The organism is Vibrio jasicida 090810c (assembly GCF_002887615.1).
GTDB lineage: Bacteria > Pseudomonadota > Gammaproteobacteria > Enterobacterales > Vibrionaceae > Vibrio > Vibrio jasicida.
The window spans coordinates 2,721,504-2,747,410 of record NZ_CP025792.1 but is presented as its reverse complement, the minus strand read 5'-3'; the positions used below and the strand labels follow the sequence as shown (position 1 = coordinate 2,747,410).

Genomic DNA, 25,907 nt, shown 5'->3' with positions numbered 1-25,907 from the left:
TTGCGAGCCTTACTTTCCTATAAACGAAAATCATATTCCCTAAAACGGTGAAAGCTAGCACGAAGGCTGAATTTCTAGATAAGTGTTGAAGCGGCTGAGCTTGCGCTCAATTGGACTCGCACACGAGCGGGACTCGTTGGTCGCAGACCAAAATAATATCGTAAATACAAAAAGACCCCAGCATTTCTGCTGAGGCCTGGAATAAGTGGCTAGTCGGCGGGGACGCCTAGTTCGGGGTTGCGGGCAACCGGGACTCATTCCCTGAAAGGGAAATTATTATGCTCAAAAACGACAAAACCCAGTCCGAAGACTGGGTTTCTAAATAAGTGGCGGAGCGGACGGGACTCGAACCCGCGACCCCCGGCGTGACAGGCCGGTATTCTAACCAACTGAACTACCGCTCCGCACTGGTTAGACTCTTGAGTCTAAATAAGAACCTGGCGATGTCCTACTCTCACATGGGGAAACCCCACACTACCATCGGCGCTACTTTGTTTCACTTCTGAGTTCGGAATGGAATCAGGTGGGTCCAAAGCGCTATGGTCGCCAAGCAAAATTCTTTACGTTTTGTTTTAAGCTTTGATTTAAAGCGTAAAACAAACAGTAAATGGTGCTGATACCCAGAATCGAACTGGGGACCTCATCCTTACCAAGGATGCGCTCTACCGACTGAGCCATATCAGCACATTATCTGTGTCCATGAGGACTAAAAAAGCCCGCTTTTTCAAACGGGCTCTCTTAACTTTTGTCTTCACCTTCTTAAAAAGGCAAAAACTAAATTTAAAGCCTGGCGATGTCCTACTCTCACATGGGGAAACCCCACACTACCATCGGCGCTAATTCGTTTCACTTCTGAGTTCGGAATGGAAGTCAGGTGGGTCCAAATCGCTATGGTCGCCAAGCAAATTCTTTAATCTGGAAAACTGATTTTAAGTTCTATTTATACACATTCAATCGTTCTTGCATTGAGTCCATCAAAACCCCTTGGGTGTTGTATGGTTAAGCCTCACGGGCAATTAGTACAGGTTAGCTCAACGCCTCACAACGCTTACACACCCTGCCTATCAACGTTCTAGTCTCGAACAACCCTTTAGGATACTTAAAGTATCAGGGAAGACTCATCTCAGGGCTCGCTTCCCGCTTAGATGCTTTCAGCGGTTATCGATTCCGAACTTAGCTACCGGGCAATGCGTCTGGCGACACAACCCGAACACCAGAGGTTCGTCCACTCCGGTCCTCTCGTACTAGGAGCAGCCCCCTTCAATCTTCCAACGCCCACGGCAGATAGGGACCGAACTGTCTCACGACGTTCTAAACCCAGCTCGCGTACCACTTTAAATGGCGAACAGCCATACCCTTGGGACCGACTTCAGCCCCAGGATGTGATGAGCCGACATCGAGGTGCCAAACACCGCCGTCGATATGAACTCTTGGGCGGTATCAGCCTGTTATCCCCGGAGTACCTTTTATCCGTTGAGCGATGGCCCTTCCATACAGAACCACCGGATCACTATGACCTGCTTTCGCACCTGCTCGAATTGTCATTCTCGCAGTCAAGCGGGCTTATGCCATTGCACTAACCTCACGATGTCCAACCGTGATTAGCCCACCTTCGTGCTCCTCCGTTACTCTTTGGGAGGAGACCGCCCCAGTCAAACTACCCACCAGGCACTGTCCGCAACCCCGATAAGGGGTCGACGTTAGAACATCAACACTACAAGGGTGGTATTTCAAGGACGGCTCCACACAATCTAGCGACTGTGCTTCAAAGCCTCCCACCTATCCTACACATGTAGGGTCAATGTTCAGTGCCAAGCTGTAGTAAAGGTTCACGGGGTCTTTCCGTCTAGCCGCGGGTACACTGCATCTTCACAGCGATTTCAATTTCACTGAGTCTCGGGTGGAGACAGCGTGGCCATCATTACGCCATTCGTGCAGGTCGGAACTTACCCGACAAGGAATTTCGCTACCTTAGGACCGTTATAGTTACGGCCGCCGTTTACCGGGGCTTCGATCAAGAGCTTCGACCGAAGTCTAACCCCATCAATTAACCTTCCGGCACCGGGCAGGCGTCACACCGTATACGTCATCTTACGATTTTGCACAGTGCTGTGTTTTTAATAAACAGTTGCAGCCACCTGGTATCTGCGACTCTCGTCAGCTCCATCCGCAAGGGACTTCACCATCAAGAGCGTACCTTCTCCCGAAGTTACGGTACCATTTTGCCTAGTTCCTTCACCCGAGTTCTCTCAAGCGCCTTGGTATTCTCTACCCGACCACCTGTGTCGGTTTGGGGTACGATTCCTTACAATCTGAAGCTTAGAGGCTTTTCCTGGAAGCATGGCATCAATGACTTCACTACCGTAGTAGCTCGACGTCGTGTCTCAGCCTTAAGAAGAGCCGGATTTACCTAACTCTTCAGCCTACGCACTTGAACCTGGACAACCGTCGCCAGGCCCACCTAGCCTTCTCCGTCCCCCCATCGCAATTGTAAGAAGTACGGGAATATTAACCCGTTTCCCATCGACTACGCCTTTCGGCCTCGCCTTAGGGGTCGACTTACCCTGCCCCGATTAACGTTGGACAGGAACCCTTGGTCTTCCGGCGAGGAGGTTTTTCACCCCCTTTATCGTTACTCATGTCAGCATTCGCACTTCTGATACCTCCAGCATGCTTTACAACACACCTTCAACGGCTTACAGAACGCTCCCCTACCCAATGAAGTAAACTTCATTGCCGCAGCTTCGGTTTATTACTTAGCCCCGTTACATCTTCCGCGCAGGCCGACTCGACCAGTGAGCTATTACGCTTTCTTTAAATGATGGCTGCTTCTAAGCCAACATCCTGGCTGTCTGAGCCTTCCCACATCGTTTCCCACTTAGTAATAATTTGGGACCTTAGCTGGCGGTCTGGGTTGTTTCCCTCTCCACGACGGACGTTAGCACCCGCCGTGTGTCTCCCGGATAGTACTTACTGGTATTCGGAGTTTGCAAAGGGTTGGTAAGTCGGGATGACCCCCTAGCCTTAACAGTGCTCTACCCCCAGTAGTATTCGTCCGAGGCGCTACCTAAATAGCTTTCGGGGAGAACCAGCTATCTCCAGGTTTGATTGGCCTTTCACCCCTAGCCACAAGTCATCCGCTAATTTTTCAACATTAGTCGGTTCGGTCCTCCAATTGATGTTACTCAATCTTCAACCTGCCCATGGCTAGATCACCTGGTTTCGGGTCTATATCCAGCGACTAAGTCGCGCAGTTAACACTCGCTTTCGCTACGGCTCCCCTAGATGGTTAACCTTGCCACTGAATATAAGTCGCTGACCCATTATACAAAAGGTACGCAGTCACACCACGAAGGTGCTCCTACTGCTTGTACGTACACGGTTTCAGGTTCTATTTCACTCCCCTCACAGGGGTTCTTTTCGCCTTTCCCTCACGGTACTGGTTCACTATCGGTCAGTCAGTAGTATTTAGCCTTGGAGGATGGTCCCCCCATATTCAGACAGGATATCACGTGTCCCGCCCTACTCGATTTCACTGAATGTGCGTTGTCAACTACGGGGCTATCACCCTTTATTGCCGGACTTTCCAGACCGTTCGTCTAACGCATATAAAGCTTAAGGGCTAGTCCAATTTCGCTCGCCGCTACTTTCGGAATCTCGGTTGATTTCTTTTCCTCGGGGTACTTAGATGTTTCAGTTCCCCCGGTTCGCCTCGCTGCGCTATGTATTCACGCAGCGATACTAGCTTATGCTAGTGGGTTTCCCCATTCGGAAATCCCAGACTCAAGTGGTTTTTACTACCTAATCTGGGCTTATCGCAAGTTAATACGTCCTTCATCGCCTCTGACTGCCAAGGCATCCACCGTGTACGCTTAGTCACTTAACCATACAACCCGAAGGAGTTTCGAGTTGATAATCAAATCACCAAAGTTGTCTCTCATTATTTGAATGAGCGAGAGACATTTCGATTTTGCCGGACTCAATTTCGAATAATCACTTTAAAAGTGATATTCCCAAGAACACTTGAATGTGTTTTTTGGTGTTTGTCATAAAGACAAACATTGAGAACTTTACAAACAATCTTAAAGATTGTTTTGTCAGCTTTCCAAATTGTTAAAGAGCTAGATTTTCTGATGAAAACCATTTTTAAAGATTCTTTTTCAAGAACACTTAAAGATGGTGGAGCTATGCGGGATCGAACCGCAGACCTCCTGCGTGCAAGGCAGGCGCTCTCCCAGCTGAGCTATAGCCCCATCAAGGTGTCGATACTGCATACCAATTTCAAAAGAAATTGGTGGGTCTGAGTGGACTCGAACCACCGACCTCTCGCTTATCAGGCGAACGCTCTAACCACCTGAGCTACAGACCCAGTATCGTCTCTTACTTATAAACCGTATCAATCTGTGTGGACACTCATCGTGAGTAATCATCGTATAAGGAGGTGATCCAGCGCCAGGTTCCCCTAGCGCTACCTTGTTACGACTTCACCCCAGTCATGAACCACAAAGTGGTAAGCGTCCTCCCGAAGGTTAAACTACCTACTTCTTTTGCAGCCCACTCCCATGGTGTGACGGGCGGTGTGTACAAGGCCCGGGAACGTATTCACCGTGGCATTCTGATCCACGATTACTAGCGATTCCGACTTCATGGAGTCGAGTTGCAGACTCCAATCCGGACTACGACGCACTTTTTGGGATTCGCTCACTATCGCTAGCTTGCTGCCCTCTGTATGCGCCATTGTAGCACGTGTGTAGCCCTACTCGTAAGGGCCATGATGACTTGACGTCGTCCCCACCTTCCTCCGGTTTATCACCGGCAGTCTCCCTGGAGTTCCCGACATTACTCGCTGGCAAACAAGGATAAGGGTTGCGCTCGTTGCGGGACTTAACCCAACATTTCACAACACGAGCTGACGACAGCCATGCAGCACCTGTCTCAGAGTTCCCGAAGGCACCAATCCATCTCTGGAAAGTTCTCTGGATGTCAAGAGTAGGTAAGGTTCTTCGCGTTGCATCGAATTAAACCACATGCTCCACCGCTTGTGCGGGCCCCCGTCAATTCATTTGAGTTTTAATCTTGCGACCGTACTCCCCAGGCGGTCTACTTAACGCGTTAGCTCCGAAAGCCACGGCTCAAGGCCACAACCTCCAAGTAGACATCGTTTACGGCGTGGACTACCAGGGTATCTAATCCTGTTTGCTCCCCACGCTTTCGCATCTGAGTGTCAGTATCTGTCCAGGGGGCCGCCTTCGCCACCGGTATTCCTTCAGATCTCTACGCATTTCACCGCTACACCTGAAATTCTACCCCCCTCTACAGTACTCTAGTCTGCCAGTTTCAAATGCTATTCCGAGGTTGAGCCCCGGGCTTTCACATCTGACTTAACAAACCACCTGCATGCGCTTTACGCCCAGTAATTCCGATTAACGCTCGCACCCTCCGTATTACCGCGGCTGCTGGCACGGAGTTAGCCGGTGCTTCTTCTGTCGCTAACGTCAAATGATAGTGCTATTAACACTACCACCTTCCTCACGACTGAAAGTGCTTTACAACCCGAAGGCCTTCTTCACACACGCGGCATGGCTGCATCAGGCTTGCGCCCATTGTGCAATATTCCCCACTGCTGCCTCCCGTAGGAGTCTGGACCGTGTCTCAGTTCCAGTGTGGCTGATCATCCTCTCAGACCAGCTAGGGATCGTCGCCTTGGTGAGCCATTACCTCACCAACTAGCTAATCCCACCTAGGCATATCCTGACGCGAGAGGCCCGAAGGTCCCCCTCTTTGGCCCGTAGGCATTATGCGGTATTAGCCATCGTTTCCAATGGTTATCCCCCACATCAGGGCAATTTCCTAGGCATTACTCACCCGTCCGCCGCTCGACGCCCTTAACGTTCCCCGAAGGTTCAGTTAAGTCGTTTCCGCTCGACTTGCATGTGTTAGGCCTGCCGCCAGCGTTCAATCTGAGCCATGATCAAACTCTTCAATTTAAGATTTTGTTCGGCTCAACGAATACTGACTTCAAAACTCATCCTTACTCGAAAGTAAGAAGTAATTTTAAAGCTATTACCATTCCAACAGAATGATAATGAATTGACTGTGCCAAGTCCGAAGACTTGATTGGTCACTCAGTTCATTGAAACCTAATTTGAAACCGAAGTTTCTAATTGGATTATCATCAACGAGTGCCCACACAGATTGATAGGTCTATATTGTTAAAGAGCTTGCTTTGCGAGAAGTTTTTCTCTCAAAGCGGAGGTGAATTCTAGCGAGATAATTGAGAGTGTCAAACACTTTTTTCAATTTATTTCCTCAGAAGTTTTTTACCTCCTCGACTCTGCTGAAGCCTTGTGGCGTCTGCCGTGTCGATGGATGCGCATTATAAGGAGAAGATTTTCTTTGGCAAGACTAAAAATGCATTTTTTCTAAAAAAAACATGCCAAGTGGATACTTTCCATCCAACCAGGAAAATACCCATAAATAACACCCAAGATTTCTACAGATTACCCACAAAAACCTGTGGATAACTACTCATCACTGTCAAAGAAATAGGAAATCCGAGATCTTGGATTTAGGTACTCCCTAATTTTTTCGGGCAGTTTGGATGGATGAATCGCGTTTACGATTTTTAAGTCTTTTGATGCAAGATCAATAATCGGCGCTTGTGTACGCGGAACTGAAGGGTCATAAACTAAGACATTAGGAAACAACAAGTGTGACGCATTTACTGAGATCACCAACCCCACCATATTATTGGAAAGTTGTACTACCGTTCCCGGTGGAAAAACGCCCATAAACTTGATCAAGATATTAAGGTTTTCTTCTTTATATAGATGTTTGCAATTCTTATATAAATGAGAGAGCGCGGTGTAAGGTATCTTTTGTTCGGAAGGGACTGGCGTATGGCACAAATTATCAAAAGCATTCGCCACAATGATCACTTGAGCCAACTCATCGATATCATCCCCTTTTAACCCTTTAGGATAACCCGAGCCATCTCTCATCTCATGATGTTGGGCTATGACTCTTTTCGCGCTTTCAGGAAAGTCATCAATTTGATTCGCCATATCCAAGCCGTACTTGGTGTGCAACTTAAGATAGTTACTTTCTGGTTCAGTGAGCGGCACCTGTTTACGTAAAATAGCCGTTGGGATTTTAATTTTGCCCATATCATGAAAGAGCGCTGCAAAAGAGAGCGCTTTAAGCTGCTCTGCGGAGTATCCTTTTGCACGTCCAATCATCATAGCAATGACAGCAACGTTCAACGAATGGAAGTAGATATCTTCAAATTCATTTTTGCCATTCATTAAATGTAATGTGACATTATCATCGCACATCAACTTCTCAACGATATCGTCAATCAATTGTTTGGCTTCATCAACAGCAGCGGCGGGACGATTACGTATTTTCGTCATCACAGAGCGCATACGGGCGAGGGAACGCTCGAACTCTTTCTCACATTGAATGACTCGACGGCGATAAGCGCTAAGCTTTTCGATGCGCTTTTGCTTCTCTTGCCATAGCTTCTGAGCTTCCAGCTCTAAAGTGTCGTCCTTCTTTACTTCTACTTGCGGCTGATTCGCTGCCAGAGGCGATACTTCGCTCTGTTCTGAGTTAAAATAAACAAACTTAACTCCAAGGTGTCGGATCATCTCAACTTGTTCTTGGTCTTTGATTTTGAAGCTATTTAATAGGAAGGGGTGCTCGTTCCACTTGAGTGGGAGACGGATATGTAAGCCGGGCTGAATACGATCCACTGTAAGTTTAATTGTTGCCACTTTTCCACTACTGACTTAGTTCTTCTTGATAAGCCTTTAATAGTAGTGGATTTTGTAAATGAATTCATCAATAAGGCCGATGTATAAAGCGTCGATGTGCTCACCATCAATAGACAATAACGAGTAGGTTATAGGCCACTCAACCTTTAGCGCTTACCATAAAGACCTATCGGCCTTACGTATTTTCAGTTGAGCTTCAAAGATAGGCTTGCTTTCTATTTGTTGATCTTTGACTAGCCCTATAAGAGTTTGCACTGCCACTCTCGCCATGTCACTAATTGGGAAATGAACCGCAGATACCGTAGGGTAGAGGCTTTCACATAGGTCAACACTATCAAAGCTTACTAACGAAATTTGTTCTGGGACAGATATCTTATGTTCATGCAGAAATTGCATTGCCCCAACCGTCATTTCCTCACTACAAGAAAAAAGCGCGGTTATTTCAGGATGCCGTCTATATAGAGAAGCCATTGCATCATAACCACTTTGACGGCCGTAGTTACCTTCTTCACACCAGCTTTCATCAATTTCGATGCCCGCACTCTTCATTGCATCTACATAACCTAACTTTCTAAGTAAGCTATTATGACGCTGTGAAGGGCCGGTAATACAAGCAATGTGCCTGTGCCCCCCCGAGATAAGGTGCTCTACCGCTATTCGACTCGCATCATGATGATTGAACGTGACGCACCGCTCTTCAATACCTTCTACATAACGATCAAGTAATACAAACGGCGTTGGTAACTTTGCTAGTTCACGCAAATCATCATCAGACAAATAACGGCTGTGAAGCACATAACCATCGCAGCGAAGATCATTAAAACGCTCAATAGCCTCTCGCTCTCCTTCTGCGGAATGGTGACCTTGTGCGGTAATCAAAAACTTCTTATGGATGTCTAGTTCCGTTTGAACTTGCTCCATCATCTCCCCGAAAAATCCACCGGTGTAGTACGTCACCAATAAACCAACCATGTTACTTGATGAAGTCGCTAGGGAGCGGGCAATCGCACTTGGGCGATAATTTAATTGCGCCATGGCCGCTTCGACTTTTTTTCTTGTCTCTTCACGGAACTTGCCTTCGCCATTAATAATGCGAGAAACGGTGGAACGGTTTACTCCAGCGAGTTCTGCGACATCTTTTATCCTTGCCATATTGCTATTTAATCCAACTGCATGTTTTATTCGAAGAGATAACCTAGATAAAGCGGCCACCAGCAAGTCGTAAGGTGATTATAGGGTTCGACGCCGGCGGCCTAAATCATACACTGGCAACTTTGTGAGAAGAAATAAGCTCAGAGTAATCCGTGACTGCGATACCATGTTGAACAAGTTCTTGCTTAAGTATCGGGGAGGTCAGAACCTGCAGCTCTAATTCTCGTTGCAGCGCGTAACCGCTGCTAAGTATTAGAGGTTGATCGGCCTCTGCGGGATGACACATCACTTCGACAATATCGTACTGAGACTTTAATCTGAGCAAGCCCCTTAGCAACCCATCGAGACTTACACCTTGATCATAAAATTCATCAGTAAAGAAATATCGAACAGGATTCCTGACATGGCATAACCCACTTCCGCGTAAAGGTACACGATATTTTGTAGCAAGTTCTCTTATAACAGGGAGCAATTGAGGGTGAGTGTGCGCATGGTGATGGCTATCTAGATGACTCAATGATAAGCCTAAAGCAAGAAAGTGCTCTATTTGGCTTTGCGCTTCTTCATACACAGCCTTTAAATCGAAATCTTGTTTTTTCCATAACTCGGCATAACTAACAAAGTGCTCCTTACCATTGGTAAGATTAGGGTGCCCCGTAATTGGAGCACCAGCGGTAAAACGAAGGTGTATACCAATTTTCAAGTTAGAATTTTGTTTCGCCAATTCGACGGCATGCTTCTCGGCCCCCATCCCTACCATCATGGTGGTCGACCGAACCACACCTTGCTGGTGTGCTTTGATGATTCCGTTATTCACTCCGGGCGTTAAGCCAAAGTCATCAGCGTTAAAAATCACTTTCATTGGTGATATCCCTTTTTACAGCATTGTCAGTTTAAATTGAGGAAGGTAGGGTGCATTCACTTTCAATATGTCGTCCAAAATGGATTTCGCTCGCCCAATATCAGGCACTAACGGATTATTGGTCAACGCCATAAGTGCTTTGTCATAACTCCCTTCAACCGCAGCTTCAATCGCTAATTGCTCGTAAGCCTTAACTTGGTAAAGTAGTCCTTTTATGTTGGTCGAGAGCTCCCCTACTGCGAGCGGTTTTGCCCCCCAACTACCAATAACTGCACTACATTCAATCACAGCATTGTCAGGTAAACCGTTAATTGCGCCATTGTTTAGTACGTTCACCACATGAATACTATTGCGATTGTTATAAATCGAGTCCACTAGGTTCAATGATGCATCGGAATAGTAAGCTCCTCCCCGCTCTTCTAACTCTTTTGGCTTATGAGCCAAGTTAGGATCTTGATACAGCTTAAATAGTGCCGATTCGGTCTCCATAACTTGTTCAGCACGCGTGCCTTGTTCACCCGCGCTCTGTTTTTCTTCTGCTAGCATGGCATCTGTTTGATAGAAATAACGATGATAAGGACAAGGGATCGCCCCTAACGCTTTAAGAAATGCAGGATCCCATGGTTCCTCCCAAATATTCTTCATACTGAAGTTGGCACCATCCCCAACCTTCTCTAGTACTGTTTGAGTAATATCCTCTCCTCTAAGCCATGCTTTATGTACCCACACCAAGTGATTCAAACCTGCGAACTCAAGTTGCAGCTCTTTTGGTTCACAATCCATCATCTCGGCAATCATCATTTCCATCGAAACAGGCACATTACAAAGTCCAATACTCTTCACTTTGGTATATTTACTCACCGCTTCAGAGACTAAACCTGCTGGGTTAGTAAAATTTAACATCCAAGCATTTGGGGCTAATTCTTCAATATCTTTGCAAATATCGAGGATTACAGGAATGGTTCTCAATGCTTTGGCGAAACCACCCGGTCCTGTAGTTTCCTGACCGATAACATCATATTTAATAGGAATACGCTCGTCGTTCGCTCGCGCAGCTAAACCACCAACACGGAATTGCGTCATAACAAAGTCCGCACCTTTGATTGCTTCACGACGATCAAAACCCGCTTTAATTTCAATGTCAGCACCAGCTTTATCGACCATACGTTGCGCTAAACCTGTGATGATCTCTAACTTCTCCGCCCCAGACTCAATATCAACAAAGTGCATCTGTTTAACAGGTAAGAACTCCAAACGTTTAATAACACCCTCAACAAGTTCCGGAGTGTAACTACTGCCGCCACCTATAATGGCGAGCTTGATTGCATTTCTCGGCATCGTGGCTTCCTTACCTTTCAGAAATTTGCTTGTTCAATGCGACGATTTCTACCGCCATTTCCTGCGCTAAGATGGTCGTCATTAAATGATCTTGAGCATGCACCATAACCAAGGTCATTGGCACTTTGCCCTCTCCTTGGTCCTCTTCAATCAATTGCGTTTGAATCAGGTGCGCTTTGTTAATGCACTCTTTCGCTTGAAAAAGCTTTTCTTCCGCTGCTGCAAAGTTTCTCTCTCTCGATAGGCGCAATGCCTCATAACTCAAACTTCTGGCTTCACCCGCGTTGCAGATAATTTCCATCACGACTAATTCTTGTTCCATGTCTTCTCTCCGAAAGGGAGGGCTATCGAATGACAGCCCAATCATCTTTATGCTGTTACGCCTTCACCGGATGGTTGTTCCGCGTCTTTTGTTTCTTTGCTTGTTGGAAGCTCTTGCTCTAATACTTGCTTTTCAAACATCTTGAAGAACGGCAAGTAGATAAACAGGTCAAGAATCAGTAGCCCTATCACGAGCAACACAGGTGAGAATGTCCAACCGCTACCCCATGATGCACCGATAATAGCTGGTGTAGTCCAAGGTGTTGTTGCTACCCCCATACCAACAAAACCAAGGTGCACAGCAAAATACGCAATGGTGGCATTCAAGATAGGTGCGAATACGAATGGAATAAATAGAATAGGGTTCATCACCACAGGGCTACCAAAAATAACCGGTTCGTTAATTTGGAAGAAACCAGGCACTGCACTCATACGTCCAATACTTTTGAGGTGAGCTGAACGACTGAAGGACATAAGCATTACCAGCGCTAATGTTGCACCCGAACCACCAATAAAGATGTAGAAGTCCCAGAATGGCTGAGTGAATACATTTGGAATAGGTTGGCCAGCAACAAACGCGTCGATGTTAGCACTGATATTAGTAAGGAAGATGGGAGACAGAAGACCAACGACAATCGCCGCTCCATGGATGCCCGCAAACCACAATAACTGACAAACAAGCAAGGCGCCAATGATCGCTGGTAACGTATTTGAAGCACTGATCAATGGTTTGAACATTGCCATCACCGCATCAGGAATCAACATATCGTATTGCATTTGAACAAAAATACTCAGAGGGTAAAGCGTAACGAAAATCGCTAAGACGGGTAGCAATACCTCAAAGGATCGTGCAATAGCCGGAGGCACCTGCTCTGGCATGCGAATCGTAATGTTATGCTTTTTCATAAAGCGGTACAGCTCGACAGAAAAGAAAGCACTCATTACCGCAGTAAAAATCCCCGTTCCTCCCATATGATTCATTGCCAAAGCGCCGTCTTTAGCAGGAGCTGCAATTAATAAGAAACTCATAAGCGACAAAACAGCACTGGTTATCCCATCCATTTTGTACGCTTTCGCCAAGCTATAGGCGACCCCTAGCGAGACGAATATCGTCATGATTCCCATCGACATATTGAACGGCATCATAATGGTATCGAAATGCGTCGTCGCAAAGTCCAACCATATTTGACCTAGAGTAAACGAAGTCCCTTCTTCAAATGGTGGAAAAGCAAATATTAAGATAAAGCTACCTACAATAATAAACGGCATTGCCACGATAAATCCGTCTCTCATTGCTCTAACATGAGGTTGATTACCCACTTTTGCTGCAATTGGGGCTATATGCTTTTCGACTATTCCTATAATCGCATCATAAAGCTTCATAGAGTCCATCCTTATTTTTAGACAAAAGAACCCCACATCAAATATCAATATTTGATGATTGTTCTTTTTATTTTAAACTATTGAATTAGTTAATAAGTTCTAATGCTTGCTTTAATACTTCTTCCCCTTTCATCATTCCATAAGCCTGTGGGGAAATTGCTTCTATATTTTTACCGTGCTCTTGAGCTGTTTTTCGCAACTCTTCTAATTGGAATCGAACTTGAGGTCCAAGCAAGCAAACATCGTACTCTTTGATTGCTTCATCAAACGCGTTCACAGACAACGCATCAATCTTACATACAATACCTTGCTTTTCAGCAGCTTGCTCCATCTTTCTAACCAACATACTGGTCGACATCCCAGCGCTACAGCATAAAAGGATCTTTTTCATAGCCTTACTCCCGTTGTGTAATTTTCAACCTACAAAAACTGTAGCAAAAATAACCAACGCAAAAAAGCGCAACCGGTTGCATTGTTCGTGAACTAAATCTCACTTTAGAAAATACGCTCTATTTTTTATTAATTATTTAGGTCTAGGATAAAAGCCAACAGAATAATAAAACACAAAATTTATATTTATAACTATCAATATATTACTACTGACAACGTCATAATTAATTTCTTAAAAGGAATAAAGAATGAAATTAAATAAACTGGCTATGGTTACACTCTTAGGCACTGCTCTATCTCAATATTCGCTTGCCCAAGCAGACCCAAAAGGCACGATATATTTAACTTTTGATGACGGCCCTATTAACGCGTCAATCGATGTGATTAATGTGCTTAATGAACAAGGGGTTAAAGGCACTTTTTACTTTAATGCTTGGCACCTAGATGGGATTGGTGATGAAAATGAGGACCGCGCTTTAGAAGCTTTGAAACTGGCTCTCGATACAGGGCATATCGTAGCGAACCACAGTTATGCCCATATGATCCATAACTGCGTGGAAGAATTTGGCCCTAACAGTGGTGCAGAATGTAATGCGACGGGCGATCATCAAATTAACTCTTACCAAGATCCTGTCTACGACGCTCTAACATTTGACGAAAACTTAGCAGTACTCGAGCGATACCTACCAAATATTTCCAGTTACCCAAACTATCGCGGTGAAGAGTTTGCTCGATTGCCATATACCAACGGCTGGCGTGTAACAAAAAACTTTAAAGCAGATGGCTTATGTGCAACCTCTGATGACTTAAAACCTTGGGAACCTGGCTACGTCTGTGACACTGACAACCCGTCAAACAGCGTTAAGGCCTCGATTGAAGTTCAAAATATCTTAGCGAATAAGGGATATCAAACCCATGGTTGGGATCTCGACTGGGCACCGGAGAACTGGGGCATTGCAATGCCAGCAAATAGTTTGACGGAAGCAGAACCGTTTCTAGGTTATGTTGATGCGGCCCTAAACAGTTGTGCGCCAACGACGATCAACCCTATCAACTCCAAAACACAAGAATTCCCTTGTGGTACTCCGCTACACGCAGACAAAGTTATCGTGTTAACACATGAGTTCTTATTCGAAGATGGCAAACGCGGCATGGGAGCAACCAAAAACTTACCTAAGCTGGCTAAGTTTATCCAAATCGCAAAAGAAGCAGGATACGTTTTCGATACCATGGATAACTACACACCTGTTTGGCAAGTTGGTCAGGCATACGTTGCTGGTGATTACGTAACACATTCAGGTACTGTTTATAAAGCGGTTACAACGCACGTCGCACAACAGGATTGGGCACCGTCTTCAACGTCTAGCCTTTGGACAAATGCCGATCCTGCAACTGACTGGACACTAAACGTTGCTTATGAAGCAGATGATGTCGTGACTTACCAAGGTCTTCGCTACCTCGTAAACATTCCGCATGTATCACAGTCGGATTGGACTCCTAATACACAGAACACCTTGTTCACAGCTCTATAGGCTGTTCCTACTATCACCATGTAGTAGTTTGCGCGAGGCATACCCCTCGCGCTTTTTTATTTTGGATAACCAGAAACAACAAAGCCCCCCCACAACTTTCGTCGAGGCTCTGTCTTAAAATATGCTACCAGTAGGGGGAGTTAACTGGACGGGTATTCCTGCTGCCACCGCGAAGGCAACGCTAACTTTCTTCCACCATTTTCAAACACCCAAAACGACGAAAGGCGGCTATACAAGCGACCTTTCTATGTATGGTACTGGTGGGTGGCTTGACTGGGCAGGCACTCCTGACGCCACGCTGGATTTGAATTTACAAACCCCAGATACAACAAAGCCCCGACTTTCGTCGAGGCTCTGTCTTAGAATATGGTACCGGTGGGCGGACTTGAACCGCCACGCCCGAAGGCAACGGATTTTGAATCCGTCGTGTATACCAATTTCACCACACCGGCATCTCGGGGCTATTGCCCTTTGATGGTTGGCATTATACGTAAGCTTTTGACCTGCGCAAGCAGAAAAACCTTAAATAACTATCGTTTGCTGATAATTTCGCCACAAAGTGTGACAAAGAAGATCTCATCACAGTTCAGTCTGCCATATCACCTGATAACAAGACCTCCCTCTCATCCCTATAAACGGTTAACTGTAATATCCGACACGTAGCCATTACCAATGTTAGCCAACGCGCCATAAATCATTTTCGCAGCATCGTTTGCACTCATAAAGCTACTGGTGTCTAAAGACTTACCGCTCGTCTCCCAAAATTCCGTCGCCATACCTCCGGGATACACAGCGATAATTTTCATTGGTTTGCCTTTTAACTCCATACGAACGGATTCAATCAAACCTTTGACAGCCCACTTCACCGCACAATAGGTCGATTCTTGTGCCTTAGCTTGCTGTGCTGCTGTCGACATCACCATCACAACATTTACTGGCTGCTCTTGATAACGTTTGACCAACTCTCGAAGAATATTAATCGCCGAAGTGAGGTTATTTTCAATCAGCTTTTGAATCTCTTGCGGGTCTTGCTCAGCTAATAAACCAAAATACCCACTTCCAGCACAGTGAATTAGAGTAGAAGGCGCTTTAGGCAGCTCATTAAACAAATTCTCGACTTGGGATGTATCCACCAAATCACAACTACGCACTTGAGCTTTATTAGATAGGTGTTGAGAAAGAGTCGCCAACTTCTCTTCACTGCGTCCAGTTAACAGTGTTTCTTCGCCTTGAGCATCATACAACTTAGCTAGTTGCGCACCTAGTCCACTGCTCGCGCCGGTAATCACGATCATCTTGTACCTCTATCACGTCATTCGTAATCTCATGTTCTAAGCAAGGTACCGTATGTTTGACGATTTCACAGGTTAGGTGACGCGAAGTTTGAACTGGATAGCTTTGTTAAGTTAGACGATGGATATAAAGTGTCTTCTGCTATGGTGATTTCTTCGTAATTAGAGACTCTGTGCGTTAGCTCTCTTTTCACCGACAAGCGGAATCTATATCCTGACGCACAATTTTAAAGGTAAGTGATGGAACTATGACGACTTCTACAACTCTTCCACCAGCGGGCTTATTTCGCCGATTAGCGGCGTTGTTCTACGATATGCTGATTATCTTAGCAATTGAAATGATGGCCGCCGGCGTAGTGATGGCAATCGTCTTTGCGTTAAATGCAGCAGGATTATTGAGCTATGGAGAATATACAGATGCAGCGGATATGCTAGGAAAGCACCCTGTATTAAGCCCGCTATTTACCCTTTACTTGGCGACAGTCTGGGTATATTTCTTTGTCTTCTTCTGGACACGAGCAGGTCAAACACTAGGCATGCGAGCTTGGAAGATGCAGATCCGAAACAGCAAAGATGGCTCAGCTATTTCTGTAACTCAGGCACTGATTCGCCTAGCAACCTCTGGTTTCGGCTTAGCTAACCTCACTGTACCCATTGACCCACAGAAACGTGGTTTCCATGATATTTGGGCAAAAACTGAAGTCGTGGTATTACCGAAAGCTAAATAGTTAAATGGCAGAAGCAAAATAGAAAAAGGAAGGCATGGCGCCTTCCTTTTTTATGTTTACTGTCTTTGGGAATCTATAGCTTTCTTCTGAGCAGAGATACCGCAATAGCTAAGAATACGAGACTTGGAGCCAGTGCACCGAATACTGGCGAGATGCCATATACCAAGGTTAGAGGTCCAAAGAATTCACTGGATATGTAGAAAGTAAAGCCAGCAACCACCCCCGAAAGCACCCTTGCCCCCATGGTCACACTACGTAATGGACCGAATACAAATGACAGTGCCATCAACATCATTACCGCGATAGAAAGCGGTTGAGATAGCTTGCGCCAAAATGCCAGTTCATAACGTGAAGCATCTTGCTCTGATGCTTTCAGGTATGTCACATAGTCATACAAGCCACTTAGTGACAGCTCTTCTGGTTTTACCGTCACGACTGCCAGTTTGTCTGGTGCTAATGAGGTGTGCCACTCCATTTGTTCCAAATCACGCTTGGTAATGACGTTTTCATTCTCCATGTCAGTAACTTGCACGTAGCGCATCAGCCAATTGTTGTCTTGTTGGTAATCAACCTCTTCAGCAAAAATGACTTTCTGTAGGTTTTTATCATCATCAAAACGCCACATGTTCAAACCATAGAGTTTGTCGTCTTCAACTTTGCCGATAAAGATAAAATCATTGGCATCACGAGCCCAAACACCAGCCCGAACAGAAACGATACTACCGCCAGACAGAGCAAACGCTCGTAGGTCACGTGCCATTTTTTGTGCTTCAGGTGCGCCCCATTGGCCAAGCGTCATGACGATTAGCATTAATGGAACCGCGGTTTTAAGCACTGATAAACCGATATCCAACTTAGAAAAGCCGGCTGCTTGCATTACTACGAGCTCGGAGCTGGATGCCAACATACCAAGGCCAATTAATGCCCCCAACAACGCAGCCATCGGGAAAAACATTTCTACATCGCGAGGGATACTTAGTAACACAAAGTAGAGGGCATGCATTAAGTCGTATGCACCACGGCCGACTTTACGCAGCTGCTCTACGTATTTGATGATGCCAGACAAACCAACAAAGGTCGCTAACACCAAAGCCGTGGTAGAGATTATCGTTCTACCGATGTAAAGGTCTAAGAGTTTGAACACAGCTTACGCGAGCCTCTTCTTACGGAATTTTTCTTTCATTCGACGAGCAGGAACACTGTCCATCATGTTCGCCAGGATAGCGACCAAAAGCAGCATCGCATTAATAGGCCACATGCCAATAGCAGCAGGTATAGCACCATCCTCTAACGCAGATTTCGTTGCACTAATTGCAAGGAAGTACGCCAAGTAAATCAAGATGGCAGGGCCCATTTTGGCGAAACGTCCCTGACGTGGGTTGACCGCGGAAAGCGGAATAACCAACATCGTCAACAGCGGAATACACACAAATAATGAAATTCGCCATTGCAGTTCTGCTTGCGCTTCTGGATCGGGGTGGCCGATCAAATCTGCGGTTGGGTAAGCTTCCCAATCACGACCTTTTTGCTTCACTTCGCGCTGGCCAATCAAGCCTTCATATTCGTCAAACTTGGTGATCATGTATTCCACGCGAGTCGGCACACCTTCATAGCGCGTGCCCTCATGCATCGTAATGATCTGACGGCCATCCGACAGTTCTTTTACATCGCCTGAAGAAGAGAACATCACGCTTGGTAGAATGGAATCGCGAGGGCGCATCTGTGCAACAAACACGTTGCTTAACGTGCTGTTTTTGATGTCGTCAATAAACACGACTGACGAACCATCTGGCGTTCCTTGGAATTGGCCTTTTTTTAGCAGGTCAACGCTGTTTTCTGCCGCGACTTGCTCGTACAGCTGCTCGACACGGTCCTGAGACCAAGGTGATAACCACAACGCATTAAACGCAGCAACACCTGATGTAATCAGAGCTAAGTACAATGCCGCCTGTACCAAGAATTTATTCCCGATACCGGTGGCATTCATTACCACGATCTCACTTTCCGCATACAAGCGACCAAAGGTGATCAATATGCCGATGTACAAACTTAATGGCAGCATCAATAAACCCATGGCTGGCATGTTTAAACCAACCACTGAGAAAATTAATCCAGCAGGAATATCCCCGTCCGAAGCATCAGCAAGAACACTGATAAACTTCTGGCTCACAAACACCAAAAAAAGTACGAAGAAAATCGCAAATTGGCTCTTGAGTGTTTCGCGGATCAAATATCTAACAATAATCACGCTGAAATTACCTATACAAAACTTGTTTTTTTGGTCGAATCACTATAGTTTCCCGTTGAACCATTTATTTTTTTAAAAATTATAAACTAGATGTTAGCGCTTAAATCAGCTCTGTTGGTAAGACCTGAGCTTAAATTCAACAAGTAAGCGATCATTATCTAACATTTAGAGCAATTTGTCTTCAGGATGTAGGAGTACGCATGGAGTTCAGTGTTAAAAGTGGCAGTCCAGAGAAACAACGTAGCGCATGTATCGTTGTTGGTGTGTTTGAACCACGTCGCCTTTCTCCAGTAGCCGAACAACTTGATAAAATCAGTGACGGTTACATCAGTTCACTACTTCGCCGTGGTGATCTAGAGGGTAAACCTGGTCAGATGCTACTACTGCATCAAGTACCAGGTGTTTTGTCAGAGCGCGTTCTACTTGTAGGTTGTGGTAAAGAACGTGAACTCGGCGAGCGCCAGTACAAGGAAATCATTCAAAAGACGATCAGCACACTTAACGAAACCGGTTCAATGGAAGCAGTATGTTTCCTAACTGAACTGCACGTTAAAGGTCGCGATACGTACTGGAAAGTACGTCAAGCAGTTGAAGCGACTAAAGATGGTCTTTACACATTTAACCAGTTCAAGAGCGTTAAGCCAGAAACTCGTCGTCCACTGCGTAAGCTAGTGTTCAACGTACCAACGCGTCGTGAACTGAACCTAGGTGAAAAAGCAATCACCCATGGTCTAGCTATTTCTTCTGGTGTGAAAGCATCAAAAGATCTTGGCAACATGCCACCAAACGTAGCAAACCCAGCTTACTTAGCCTCTCAAGCTCGTCGCCTTGCTGACGATTACGAAACCGTAACCACCAAGATCATTGGTGAGCAAGAGATGGAAAAACTGGGCATGACATCTTACCTAGCAGTAGGTCGTGGTTCGAAGAACGAATCTATGATGTCGATTATCGAATACAAAGGTAACCCAGAGTCAGAAGCAAAACCTATCGTTCTCGTCGGTAAAGGTCTGACGTTCGATTCAGGCGGTATCTCTCTAAAACCTGGTGAAGGTATGGATGAGATGAAGTACGACATGTGTGGTGCAGCATCTGTATTCGGTACAATGAAAGCGCTAGCGAAGCTAAACCTACCAATCAACGTTATTGGTGTTCTAGCAGGCTGTGAAAACATGCCAGGCAGCAACGCTTACCGTCCAGGTGACATCCTAACAACCATGTCTGGTCAAACTGTAGAAGTTCTGAACACGGATGCGGAAGGTCGTCTTGTTCTTTGTGACGCACTGACTTACGTAGAGCGTTTCGAACCAGACTGCGTAGTTGACGTTGCAACGCTAACGGGAGCTTGTGTTATCGCACTAGGCCACCACATCAGCGGCGTAATCTCTAACCACAACCCACTTTCTCATGAGCTAGTAAACGCTTCTGAACAAGCAAGTGACCGTGCATGGCGTCTACCAATGGCAGACGAGTACCATGAGCAGCTGAAGAGTCCATTTGCTGATATGGCAAACATTGGTGGTCGTCCTGCTGGCACTATCACTGCAGGTTGCTTCCTGTCTAAGTTTGCTAAGAAGTACAACTGGGCACACGTCGATATCGCGGGTACAGCTTGGAAGTCAGGCGCAGCGAAAGGCTCAACGGGCCGTCCTGTCTCAATGCTTGTCCAATTCCTTTTGAACCGCAGCGGCCAAGAGACAGAAGAGTAATTTCTGAACACTATCTAAAAGGGCCGCAAGGCCCTTTTTTATTACCCCGATTTTCTTGAGAGAGAATAGGAATGTAAAATGGTCTAAGGATGAGACCAATGGCAAGTGAGAGAATGATGCAAACTGCAACCTTCTACATCATTAAAGAAGAGAGCCCTCAAGCAACAAAGACGGGCTTTGAACAATACATCGTATTCTTGGCTCAGCACTTTGCTCGCCAAGGAGCTAAAGTGTATTTGAACTGCCAAGACAAGTCGCACGCCGAACAACTGGCCGAGGCTTTTTGGCAAATTGATGCAGATAAGTTCATGGCTCATAATCTCGTAGGTGAAGGACCGAAATACGCCACCAATATTGAGATCGGCCATGAAGGCGTAAAACCTAATTGGAATCGTCAATTGGTAATTAATTTGGCGGAAAATGAGACAACCTTTGCGAACAAGTTTGCTCAAGTGGTAGACTTCGTGCCTTGCGAAGAAAAAGCTAAACAGGTCGCAAGAGAAAGGTATAAAATTTACCGTCAAGCAGGTTATCAACTGCAAACGATCGAAATTCAATATCCTTAACGGTCAATCCTTATAGTTAAGGCGATCTTGTTAAGATCCCTCACTTATAAAGATTGACTTAGATTCAACCATCAACGTATCCATTAAAAGAGCGCTATGGAAAAGACATACAACCCAACTTCAATCGAACAAGCTCTGTATCAGACTTGGGAAGAGAAAGGCTACTTTAAGCCACACGGTGACACTACTAAAGAATCATACAGCATCATGATCCCGCCACCGAACGTCACTGGTAGCCTACACATGGGCCACGCGTTCCAAGATACGATCATGGATACGCTTATCCGTTGTGAGCGCATGAAGGGTAAAAACACTCTTTGGCAAGTAGGTACGGACCACGCAGGTATCGCAACTCAGATGGTTGTTGAGCGTAAGATCGCTGCAGAAGAAGGCAAAACAAAACACGATTACGGTCGTGAAGCTTTCATCGACAAAATCTGGGAATGGAAAGGCGAATCTGGCGGCACTATCACTAAGCAGCTTCGTCGTCTTGGCGCATCTGTAGACTGGGATCGTGAGCGTTTTACGATGGACGATGGTCTATCTAACGCTGTTCAAGAAGTGTTCGTACGTCTATACGAAGACGATCTAATCTACCGCGGTAAGCGTCTAGTTAACTGGGATCCAAAGCTACACACAGCGATTTCAGATCTAGAAGTAGAGAACAAAGACACTAAAGGCAACATGTGGCACTTCCGCTACCCACTAGCAGATGGCGTTAAAACAGCGGATGGCAAAGGCTACATCGTTGTGGCTACGACTCGTCCAGAGACCATGCTAGGCGATACTGGTGTTGCGGTTAACCCAGAAGATCCACGTTACAAAGATCTTATCGGTAAAGACATCATCCTTCCTATCGTTGAACGTCGCATTCCAATCGTGGGCGATGAGCACGCAGATATGGAAAAAGGTACAGGCTGTGTGAAAATCACACCTGCGCACGACTTCAACGACTACGAAGTTGGTAAGCGCCACCAGCTACCAATGATCAACATTCTGACTTTCGACGCGAATATCCGTACTGCATCTGAAGTCTTCAACACTAACGGTGAAGCAAGCGACGCCTACAGTACTGAGCTACCAGCTAAGTACCACGGTATGGAGCGTTTTGCCGCTCGTAAAGCTATCGTTGCTGAATTCGACGAGCTAGGTCTACTTGAAGAAGTGAAAGATCACGATCTACAAGTTCCTTACGGCGACCGTGGTGGCGTGGTTATCGAACCAATGCTAACTGACCAATGGTACGTACGTACTGCGCCTCTAGCGAAAACAGCGGTTGAAGCAGTTGAAAACGGCGACATCCAATTCGTTCCTAAGCAATACGAAAACATGTACTTCTCTTGGATGCGTGACGTTCAAGACTGGTGTATCTCTCGTCAGCTATGGTGGGGTCACCGCATCCCAGCTTGGTACGACAACCAAGGTAATGTTTACGTAGGTCGTGACGAAGAAGAAGTTCGTAAGAATAACAACCTAGAGTCAGTCATTGAACTTCACCAAGACGAAGACGTACTGGATACATGGTTCTCTTCTGCACTATGGACATTCGGTACTCAAGGTTGGCCAGAGCAAACTGACGATCTGAAAGTATTCCACCCTTCAGACGTGCTAGTAACTGGTTTCGACATCATCTTCTTCTGGGTTGCGCGCATGATCATGATGACCATGCACTTCGTGAAAGACGAAAACGGCAAACCACAAGTACCATTTAAGACAGTTTACGTTACTGGTCTAATCCGTGACGAAAACGGCGACAAGATGTCTAAGTCGAAAGGTAACGTGCTTGACCCAATCGACATGATCGATGGTATCGACCTAGAGTCTCTAGTAGAGAAGCGTTGCGGCAACATGATGCAGCCTCAGCTAGCGAAGAAGATCGAGAAGAACACTCGTAAGACGTTTGAAAACGGTATCGAAGCATACGGTACAGACGCACTACGTTTCACTCTTGCAGCAATGGCATCAACAGGTCGCGATATCAACTGGGATATGAAGCGTCTTGAGGGTTACCGTAACTTCTGTAACAAACTATGGAACGCAAGCCGTTACGTAATGATGAACACAGAAGAGCAAGATTGTGGCTTCAACGGTGGTGAGATTGAATACTCACTAGCGGACAAGTGGATCGAGTCTCAGTTTGAACTTGCAGCGAAAGCGTTCAACAACCATATCGACAACTTCCGTCTAGATATGGCGTCTAACACGCTTTACGAATTCATCTGGAACCAATTCTGTGACTGGTACCTTGAGCTTACTAAGCCAGTTCTATGGAAAGGTACTGAAGCGCAACAGCGTGGTACTCGCCGTACACTAATCACGGTTCTTGAGAAGACGCTACGTCTAGCTCACCCAGTGATTCCTTACATCACTGAAACTATCTGGCAAAGCATCAAGCCACTAGTTGAAGGTGTAGAAGGTGAGACAATCATGCTGCAAGCACTGCCTCAATTCGACGAAGCAAACTTCAACCAAGAAGCGCTAGACGATATTGAATGGGTGAAAGCGTTCATTACCAGCATCCGTAACCTACGTGCTGAATACGACATCAACCCAGGTAAGCCGCTTGACGTTATGTTGAAAGCAGCAAACGCAGAAGACGCAGCGCGTCTAGAAGCAAACAAACAAGTTCTGATGTCTCTAGCGAAACTAGAATCTGTACGCGTACTTGCTGCTGACGAAGAAACGCCAGCGTGTGCAACAGCACTGGTTGCTAAGTCTGAGCTTATGATCCCAATGGCGGGTCTGATCGACAAAGACGCTGAGCTTGCTCGTCTAGATGGCGAAATCAAGAAAACTCACGGCGAAATCAAGCGTATCGAAGGCAAACTAGGTAACGAAGGCTTCGTAGCGAAAGCTCCTGAAGCGGTTGTTGCTAAAGAGCGTGAGAAGCTTGAAGGTTACAAAGAGACACTAGCTAAGCTGGAAGAGCAGAAGACAACGATCGCTGCACTTTAATCGCTAAAAGCTAGAATAAAAGAATCAAAGGGTTGGTGTGAAAGCATCAACCCTTTTTGCATTTTATTGCTCGGAAAGCTTTCAAAGATATTCACTGCTCTCTCCTACTCTGCCTCATATTTAATAGTTTTTGCCTATCAAACTAATCTTAACTGCCCATTAGATTTAATGATAATAATTCTCAATAATAGACCTATCGAAACAACACAACAATTGAGTAATTATCATGAAAAAGACACTAACCTTTGCAGCACTCCATTTTACTATCGCGTTTAGTGTCGCTTACGTGCTTACTGGCGACATTCTAATTGGTAGTTTAATTGCCATGATTGAGCCTTCAGTGAACACCGTCGCTTTCTACTTTCATGAAAAAGCATGGGCAAAAGTCCCTGCGCTTAAAGCTCGTCAGTGGATGACCAAAATAAAAACCGCAAGCTTTGCCACTATCCACTTCAGTGTTGCCTTTACCGTAGTTTACTTACTAACAGGTGATGCGTTTGTCGGCGGTATCATGGCAATGCTAGAGCCAAGCTTGAATACAGTAGCGTACTACTTCCACGAGAAAGTATGGATGCGTAAATCAGATAGCCAAACACCACAGTTCTGTTTGCACCAACACGCTTAAACATGGAGGCTCAATAAGCCTCCTAACGAGAAAAATGACATTTACCATTGACAAAGTTGCGCACCGCAATTAATTTAATTGCGGTACGCAACTTTATTTTTAGAGGTAAGTGATAATGAATGCTCGTCAACTCCGACACTATTCCCGTCAAGCCGTCCGATTGCTTGGTATGCTCGATAAGCAATGTGGCGACGTCGCTCTCACTCCAGTGCAAGCGCACGCGTTAGGTGAGATCAAACTGCAGCCGTTGACCATCAATCAACTAGCACAACAGCTCAATGTCGACAAGTCCAATGCAAGCCGCACCGTTACCGGTTTGATTAAATTAGGTTTAGTTGAGAGCATCGAAAACCCGAAAGACAAACGCAGTCAACTTGTGGCGCTTACAGAGCAAGGTCAACAGGCGTTATCGCAACTAGACCAACAGCAAAACAGCTTCTTTGAACAACTGCTTACCCAACTCGATGACAGCGAGCAAGAGCAACTCAAACTTGGTCTAGAGACTTACCTAAAAGGGCTAACGAAAGTGTGCCAGGCTGAGGAATACGTTCTTCGACCTCTTACCAAAGCAGATAACTCGCAAGTTGCAAACGTGATTCGCGCAGTCTCCGCAGAATACGGTTTAACCGCAGACAAAGGTTATGGTGTGGCCGATCCAACGCTTGATGACATGTACTCGGTTTACGACCAACAAGGCGCAGCCTACTGGGTAGTAGAGTACCAAGGCGAGATTGTGGGTGGCGGCGGCTTTGCACCTTTAGCTGGTGAGCCAAATGTGTGTGAGCTGCAAAAGATGTACTTCTTACCTCAAACACGAGGGCACGGCTTAGCTAAACGCATCGTCGCATTGAGCTTACAGCTAGCGAAACAGTTTGGGTATCAGCAGTGCTATTTAGAAACGACAGAATGTCTAAGAGAAGCGGTAGGCTTGTATGAAAAGCTAGGCTTTGAGCATCTCGATGCCCCGCTAGGACAAACAGGGCATGATGCATGTGAAGTCGTGATGCTTAAAACGCTATAGTGCTTTATCC

At 45.8% G+C, this 25,907-nt stretch carries 17 protein-coding genes, 5 tRNA genes and 4 rRNA genes; 7 read left to right on the top strand and 19 right to left on the bottom strand.

From position 1 onward, the window contains the following. Nucleotides 1-327 precede the first annotated feature (327 nt). From C1S73_RS13105 to C1S73_RS13030, 15 genes are all read right to left on the bottom strand, one after another. Nucleotides 328-404 (bottom strand) — tRNA-Asp (locus tag C1S73_RS13105). Nucleotides 405-435: 31 nt separating this feature from the next. Next, nucleotides 436-551, bottom strand: a 5S ribosomal RNA gene (gene rrf, locus C1S73_RS13100). 57 nt (nucleotides 552-608) lie between these two features. Next, nucleotides 609-684: transfer RNA gene (locus C1S73_RS13095), tRNA-Thr, on the bottom strand. Between the two features lie 101 nt (nucleotides 685-785). Next, a 5S ribosomal RNA gene (rrf, locus tag C1S73_RS13090) occupies nucleotides 786-902 on the bottom strand. A gap of 93 nt (nucleotides 903-995) precedes the next feature. Next, nucleotides 996-3,886 (bottom strand): 23S ribosomal RNA (locus C1S73_RS13085). A gap of 291 nt (nucleotides 3,887-4,177) precedes the next feature. Further along, nucleotides 4,178-4,253 (bottom strand) — tRNA-Ala (locus C1S73_RS13080). Between the two features lie 39 nt (nucleotides 4,254-4,292). Continuing rightward, nucleotides 4,293-4,369 (bottom strand) — tRNA-Ile (locus tag C1S73_RS13075). 65 nt (nucleotides 4,370-4,434) lie between these two features. Next, nucleotides 4,435-5,987, bottom strand: a 16S ribosomal RNA gene (locus C1S73_RS13070). The 16S, 23S and 5S rRNA genes sit together here with 4 tRNA genes alongside, the layout of an rRNA operon. 537 nt (nucleotides 5,988-6,524) lie before the next feature. Further along, complete coding sequence (locus C1S73_RS13060; RefSeq protein ID WP_038864451.1) at nucleotides 6,525-7,775, bottom strand: cyclic di-GMP phosphodiesterase; 1,251 nt, start codon at nucleotides 7,773-7,775, stop codon at nucleotides 6,525-6,527. A gap of 153 nt (nucleotides 7,776-7,928) precedes the next feature. Then, a complete protein-coding gene (locus C1S73_RS13055; RefSeq protein WP_038864453.1) occupies nucleotides 7,929-8,927 on the bottom strand; it encodes a LacI family DNA-binding transcriptional regulator in 999 nt (332 codons plus the stop codon). A gap of 106 nt (nucleotides 8,928-9,033) precedes the next feature. Then, nucleotides 9,034-9,789 carry a chitin disaccharide deacetylase gene (gene chbG, locus C1S73_RS13050; protein ID WP_038864458.1) on the bottom strand — a complete coding sequence of 252 codons (756 nt, stop codon included), beginning with the start codon at nucleotides 9,787-9,789 and terminating at the stop codon, nucleotides 9,034-9,036. A 15-nt stretch (nucleotides 9,790-9,804) separates the two neighbouring features. Further along, a complete protein-coding gene (locus tag C1S73_RS13045) occupies nucleotides 9,805-11,127 on the bottom strand; it encodes a 6-phospho-beta-glucosidase (protein WP_038864460.1) in 1,323 nt (440 codons plus the stop codon). Nucleotides 11,128-11,137: 10 nt separating this feature from the next. Next, nucleotides 11,138-11,449 carry a PTS lactose/cellobiose transporter subunit IIA gene (locus tag C1S73_RS13040; RefSeq protein ID WP_038864462.1) on the bottom strand — a complete coding sequence of 104 codons (312 nt, stop codon included), beginning with the start codon at nucleotides 11,447-11,449 and terminating at the stop codon, nucleotides 11,138-11,140. A 47-nt stretch (nucleotides 11,450-11,496) separates the two neighbouring features. Then, entirely contained in the window at nucleotides 11,497-12,831 is a 1,335-nt protein-coding gene (locus tag C1S73_RS13035; RefSeq protein ID WP_038864463.1) for a PTS sugar transporter subunit IIC, read from the bottom strand. Between the two features lie 85 nt (nucleotides 12,832-12,916). After that, nucleotides 12,917-13,222 (bottom strand): PTS sugar transporter subunit IIB, encoded by a 306-nt coding sequence (locus tag C1S73_RS13030; protein ID WP_063345294.1) that lies wholly within the window; start codon nucleotides 13,220-13,222, stop codon nucleotides 12,917-12,919. 247 nt (nucleotides 13,223-13,469) lie between these two features. On the opposite strand from C1S73_RS13030, the gene cod reads away from it, so the two are divergent. Beyond that, nucleotides 13,470-14,753 carry a chitin oligosaccharide deacetylase gene (gene cod / locus C1S73_RS13025; RefSeq protein WP_038864465.1) on the top strand — a complete coding sequence of 428 codons (1,284 nt, stop codon included), beginning with the start codon at nucleotides 13,470-13,472 and terminating at the stop codon, nucleotides 14,751-14,753. 367 nt (nucleotides 14,754-15,120) lie between these two features. Here the strand turns inward: cod and C1S73_RS13020 are convergent. Then, a tRNA-Leu gene (locus tag C1S73_RS13020) sits at nucleotides 15,121-15,205 on the bottom strand. Nucleotides 15,206-15,382: 177 nt separating this feature from the next. Beyond that, complete coding sequence (locus tag C1S73_RS13015; protein WP_038864466.1) at nucleotides 15,383-16,048, bottom strand: SDR family NAD(P)-dependent oxidoreductase; 666 nt, start codon at nucleotides 16,046-16,048, stop codon at nucleotides 15,383-15,385. 245 nt (nucleotides 16,049-16,293) lie between these two features. On the opposite strand from C1S73_RS13015, the gene C1S73_RS13010 reads away from it, so the two are divergent. Further along, nucleotides 16,294-16,773: an RDD family protein gene (locus tag C1S73_RS13010; RefSeq protein ID WP_038864467.1), complete on the top strand. Its 480-nt coding sequence runs from the start codon at nucleotides 16,294-16,296 to the stop codon at nucleotides 16,771-16,773. A 73-nt stretch (nucleotides 16,774-16,846) separates the two neighbouring features. On the opposite strand, the gene lptG is transcribed toward C1S73_RS13010, so the two are convergent. Together lptG and lptF are read right to left on the bottom strand one after the other, a co-directional pair. After that, nucleotides 16,847-17,917 carry an LPS export ABC transporter permease LptG gene (gene lptG, locus C1S73_RS13005; protein WP_038864469.1) on the bottom strand — a complete coding sequence of 357 codons (1,071 nt, stop codon included), beginning with the start codon at nucleotides 17,915-17,917 and terminating at the stop codon, nucleotides 16,847-16,849. Nucleotides 17,918-17,920: 3 nt separating this feature from the next. Next, nucleotides 17,921-19,021: an LPS export ABC transporter permease LptF gene (gene lptF, locus C1S73_RS13000; RefSeq protein ID WP_038864471.1), complete on the bottom strand. Its 1,101-nt coding sequence runs from the start codon at nucleotides 19,019-19,021 to the stop codon at nucleotides 17,921-17,923. Between the two features lie 200 nt (nucleotides 19,022-19,221). Between lptF and pepA the strand changes: the two genes are divergently transcribed. From pepA to C1S73_RS12975, 5 genes are all read left to right on the top strand, one after another. Beyond that, nucleotides 19,222-20,730 (top strand): leucyl aminopeptidase, encoded by a 1,509-nt coding sequence (gene pepA, locus C1S73_RS12995; protein ID WP_010450385.1) that lies wholly within the window; start codon nucleotides 19,222-19,224, stop codon nucleotides 20,728-20,730. Between the two features lie 116 nt (nucleotides 20,731-20,846). Next, entirely contained in the window at nucleotides 20,847-21,296 is a 450-nt protein-coding gene (locus C1S73_RS12990; RefSeq protein ID WP_038864600.1) for a DNA polymerase III subunit chi, read from the top strand. A 96-nt stretch (nucleotides 21,297-21,392) separates the two neighbouring features. Further along, nucleotides 21,393-24,251 (top strand): valine--tRNA ligase, encoded by a 2,859-nt coding sequence (locus C1S73_RS12985; protein ID WP_038864474.1) that lies wholly within the window; start codon nucleotides 21,393-21,395, stop codon nucleotides 24,249-24,251. A gap of 226 nt (nucleotides 24,252-24,477) precedes the next feature. Next, nucleotides 24,478-24,876, top strand: coding sequence for a DUF2061 domain-containing protein (locus C1S73_RS12980; protein WP_038864477.1), 399 nt, complete (start codon nucleotides 24,478-24,480; stop codon nucleotides 24,874-24,876). 115 nt (nucleotides 24,877-24,991) lie between these two features. Continuing rightward, on the top strand, nucleotides 24,992-25,897 hold the full coding sequence (locus C1S73_RS12975) for a bifunctional helix-turn-helix transcriptional regulator/GNAT family N-acetyltransferase (protein ID WP_081634729.1): 906 nt from the start codon (nucleotides 24,992-24,994) through the stop codon (nucleotides 25,895-25,897). Nucleotides 25,898-25,907: the final 10 nt, after the last annotated feature.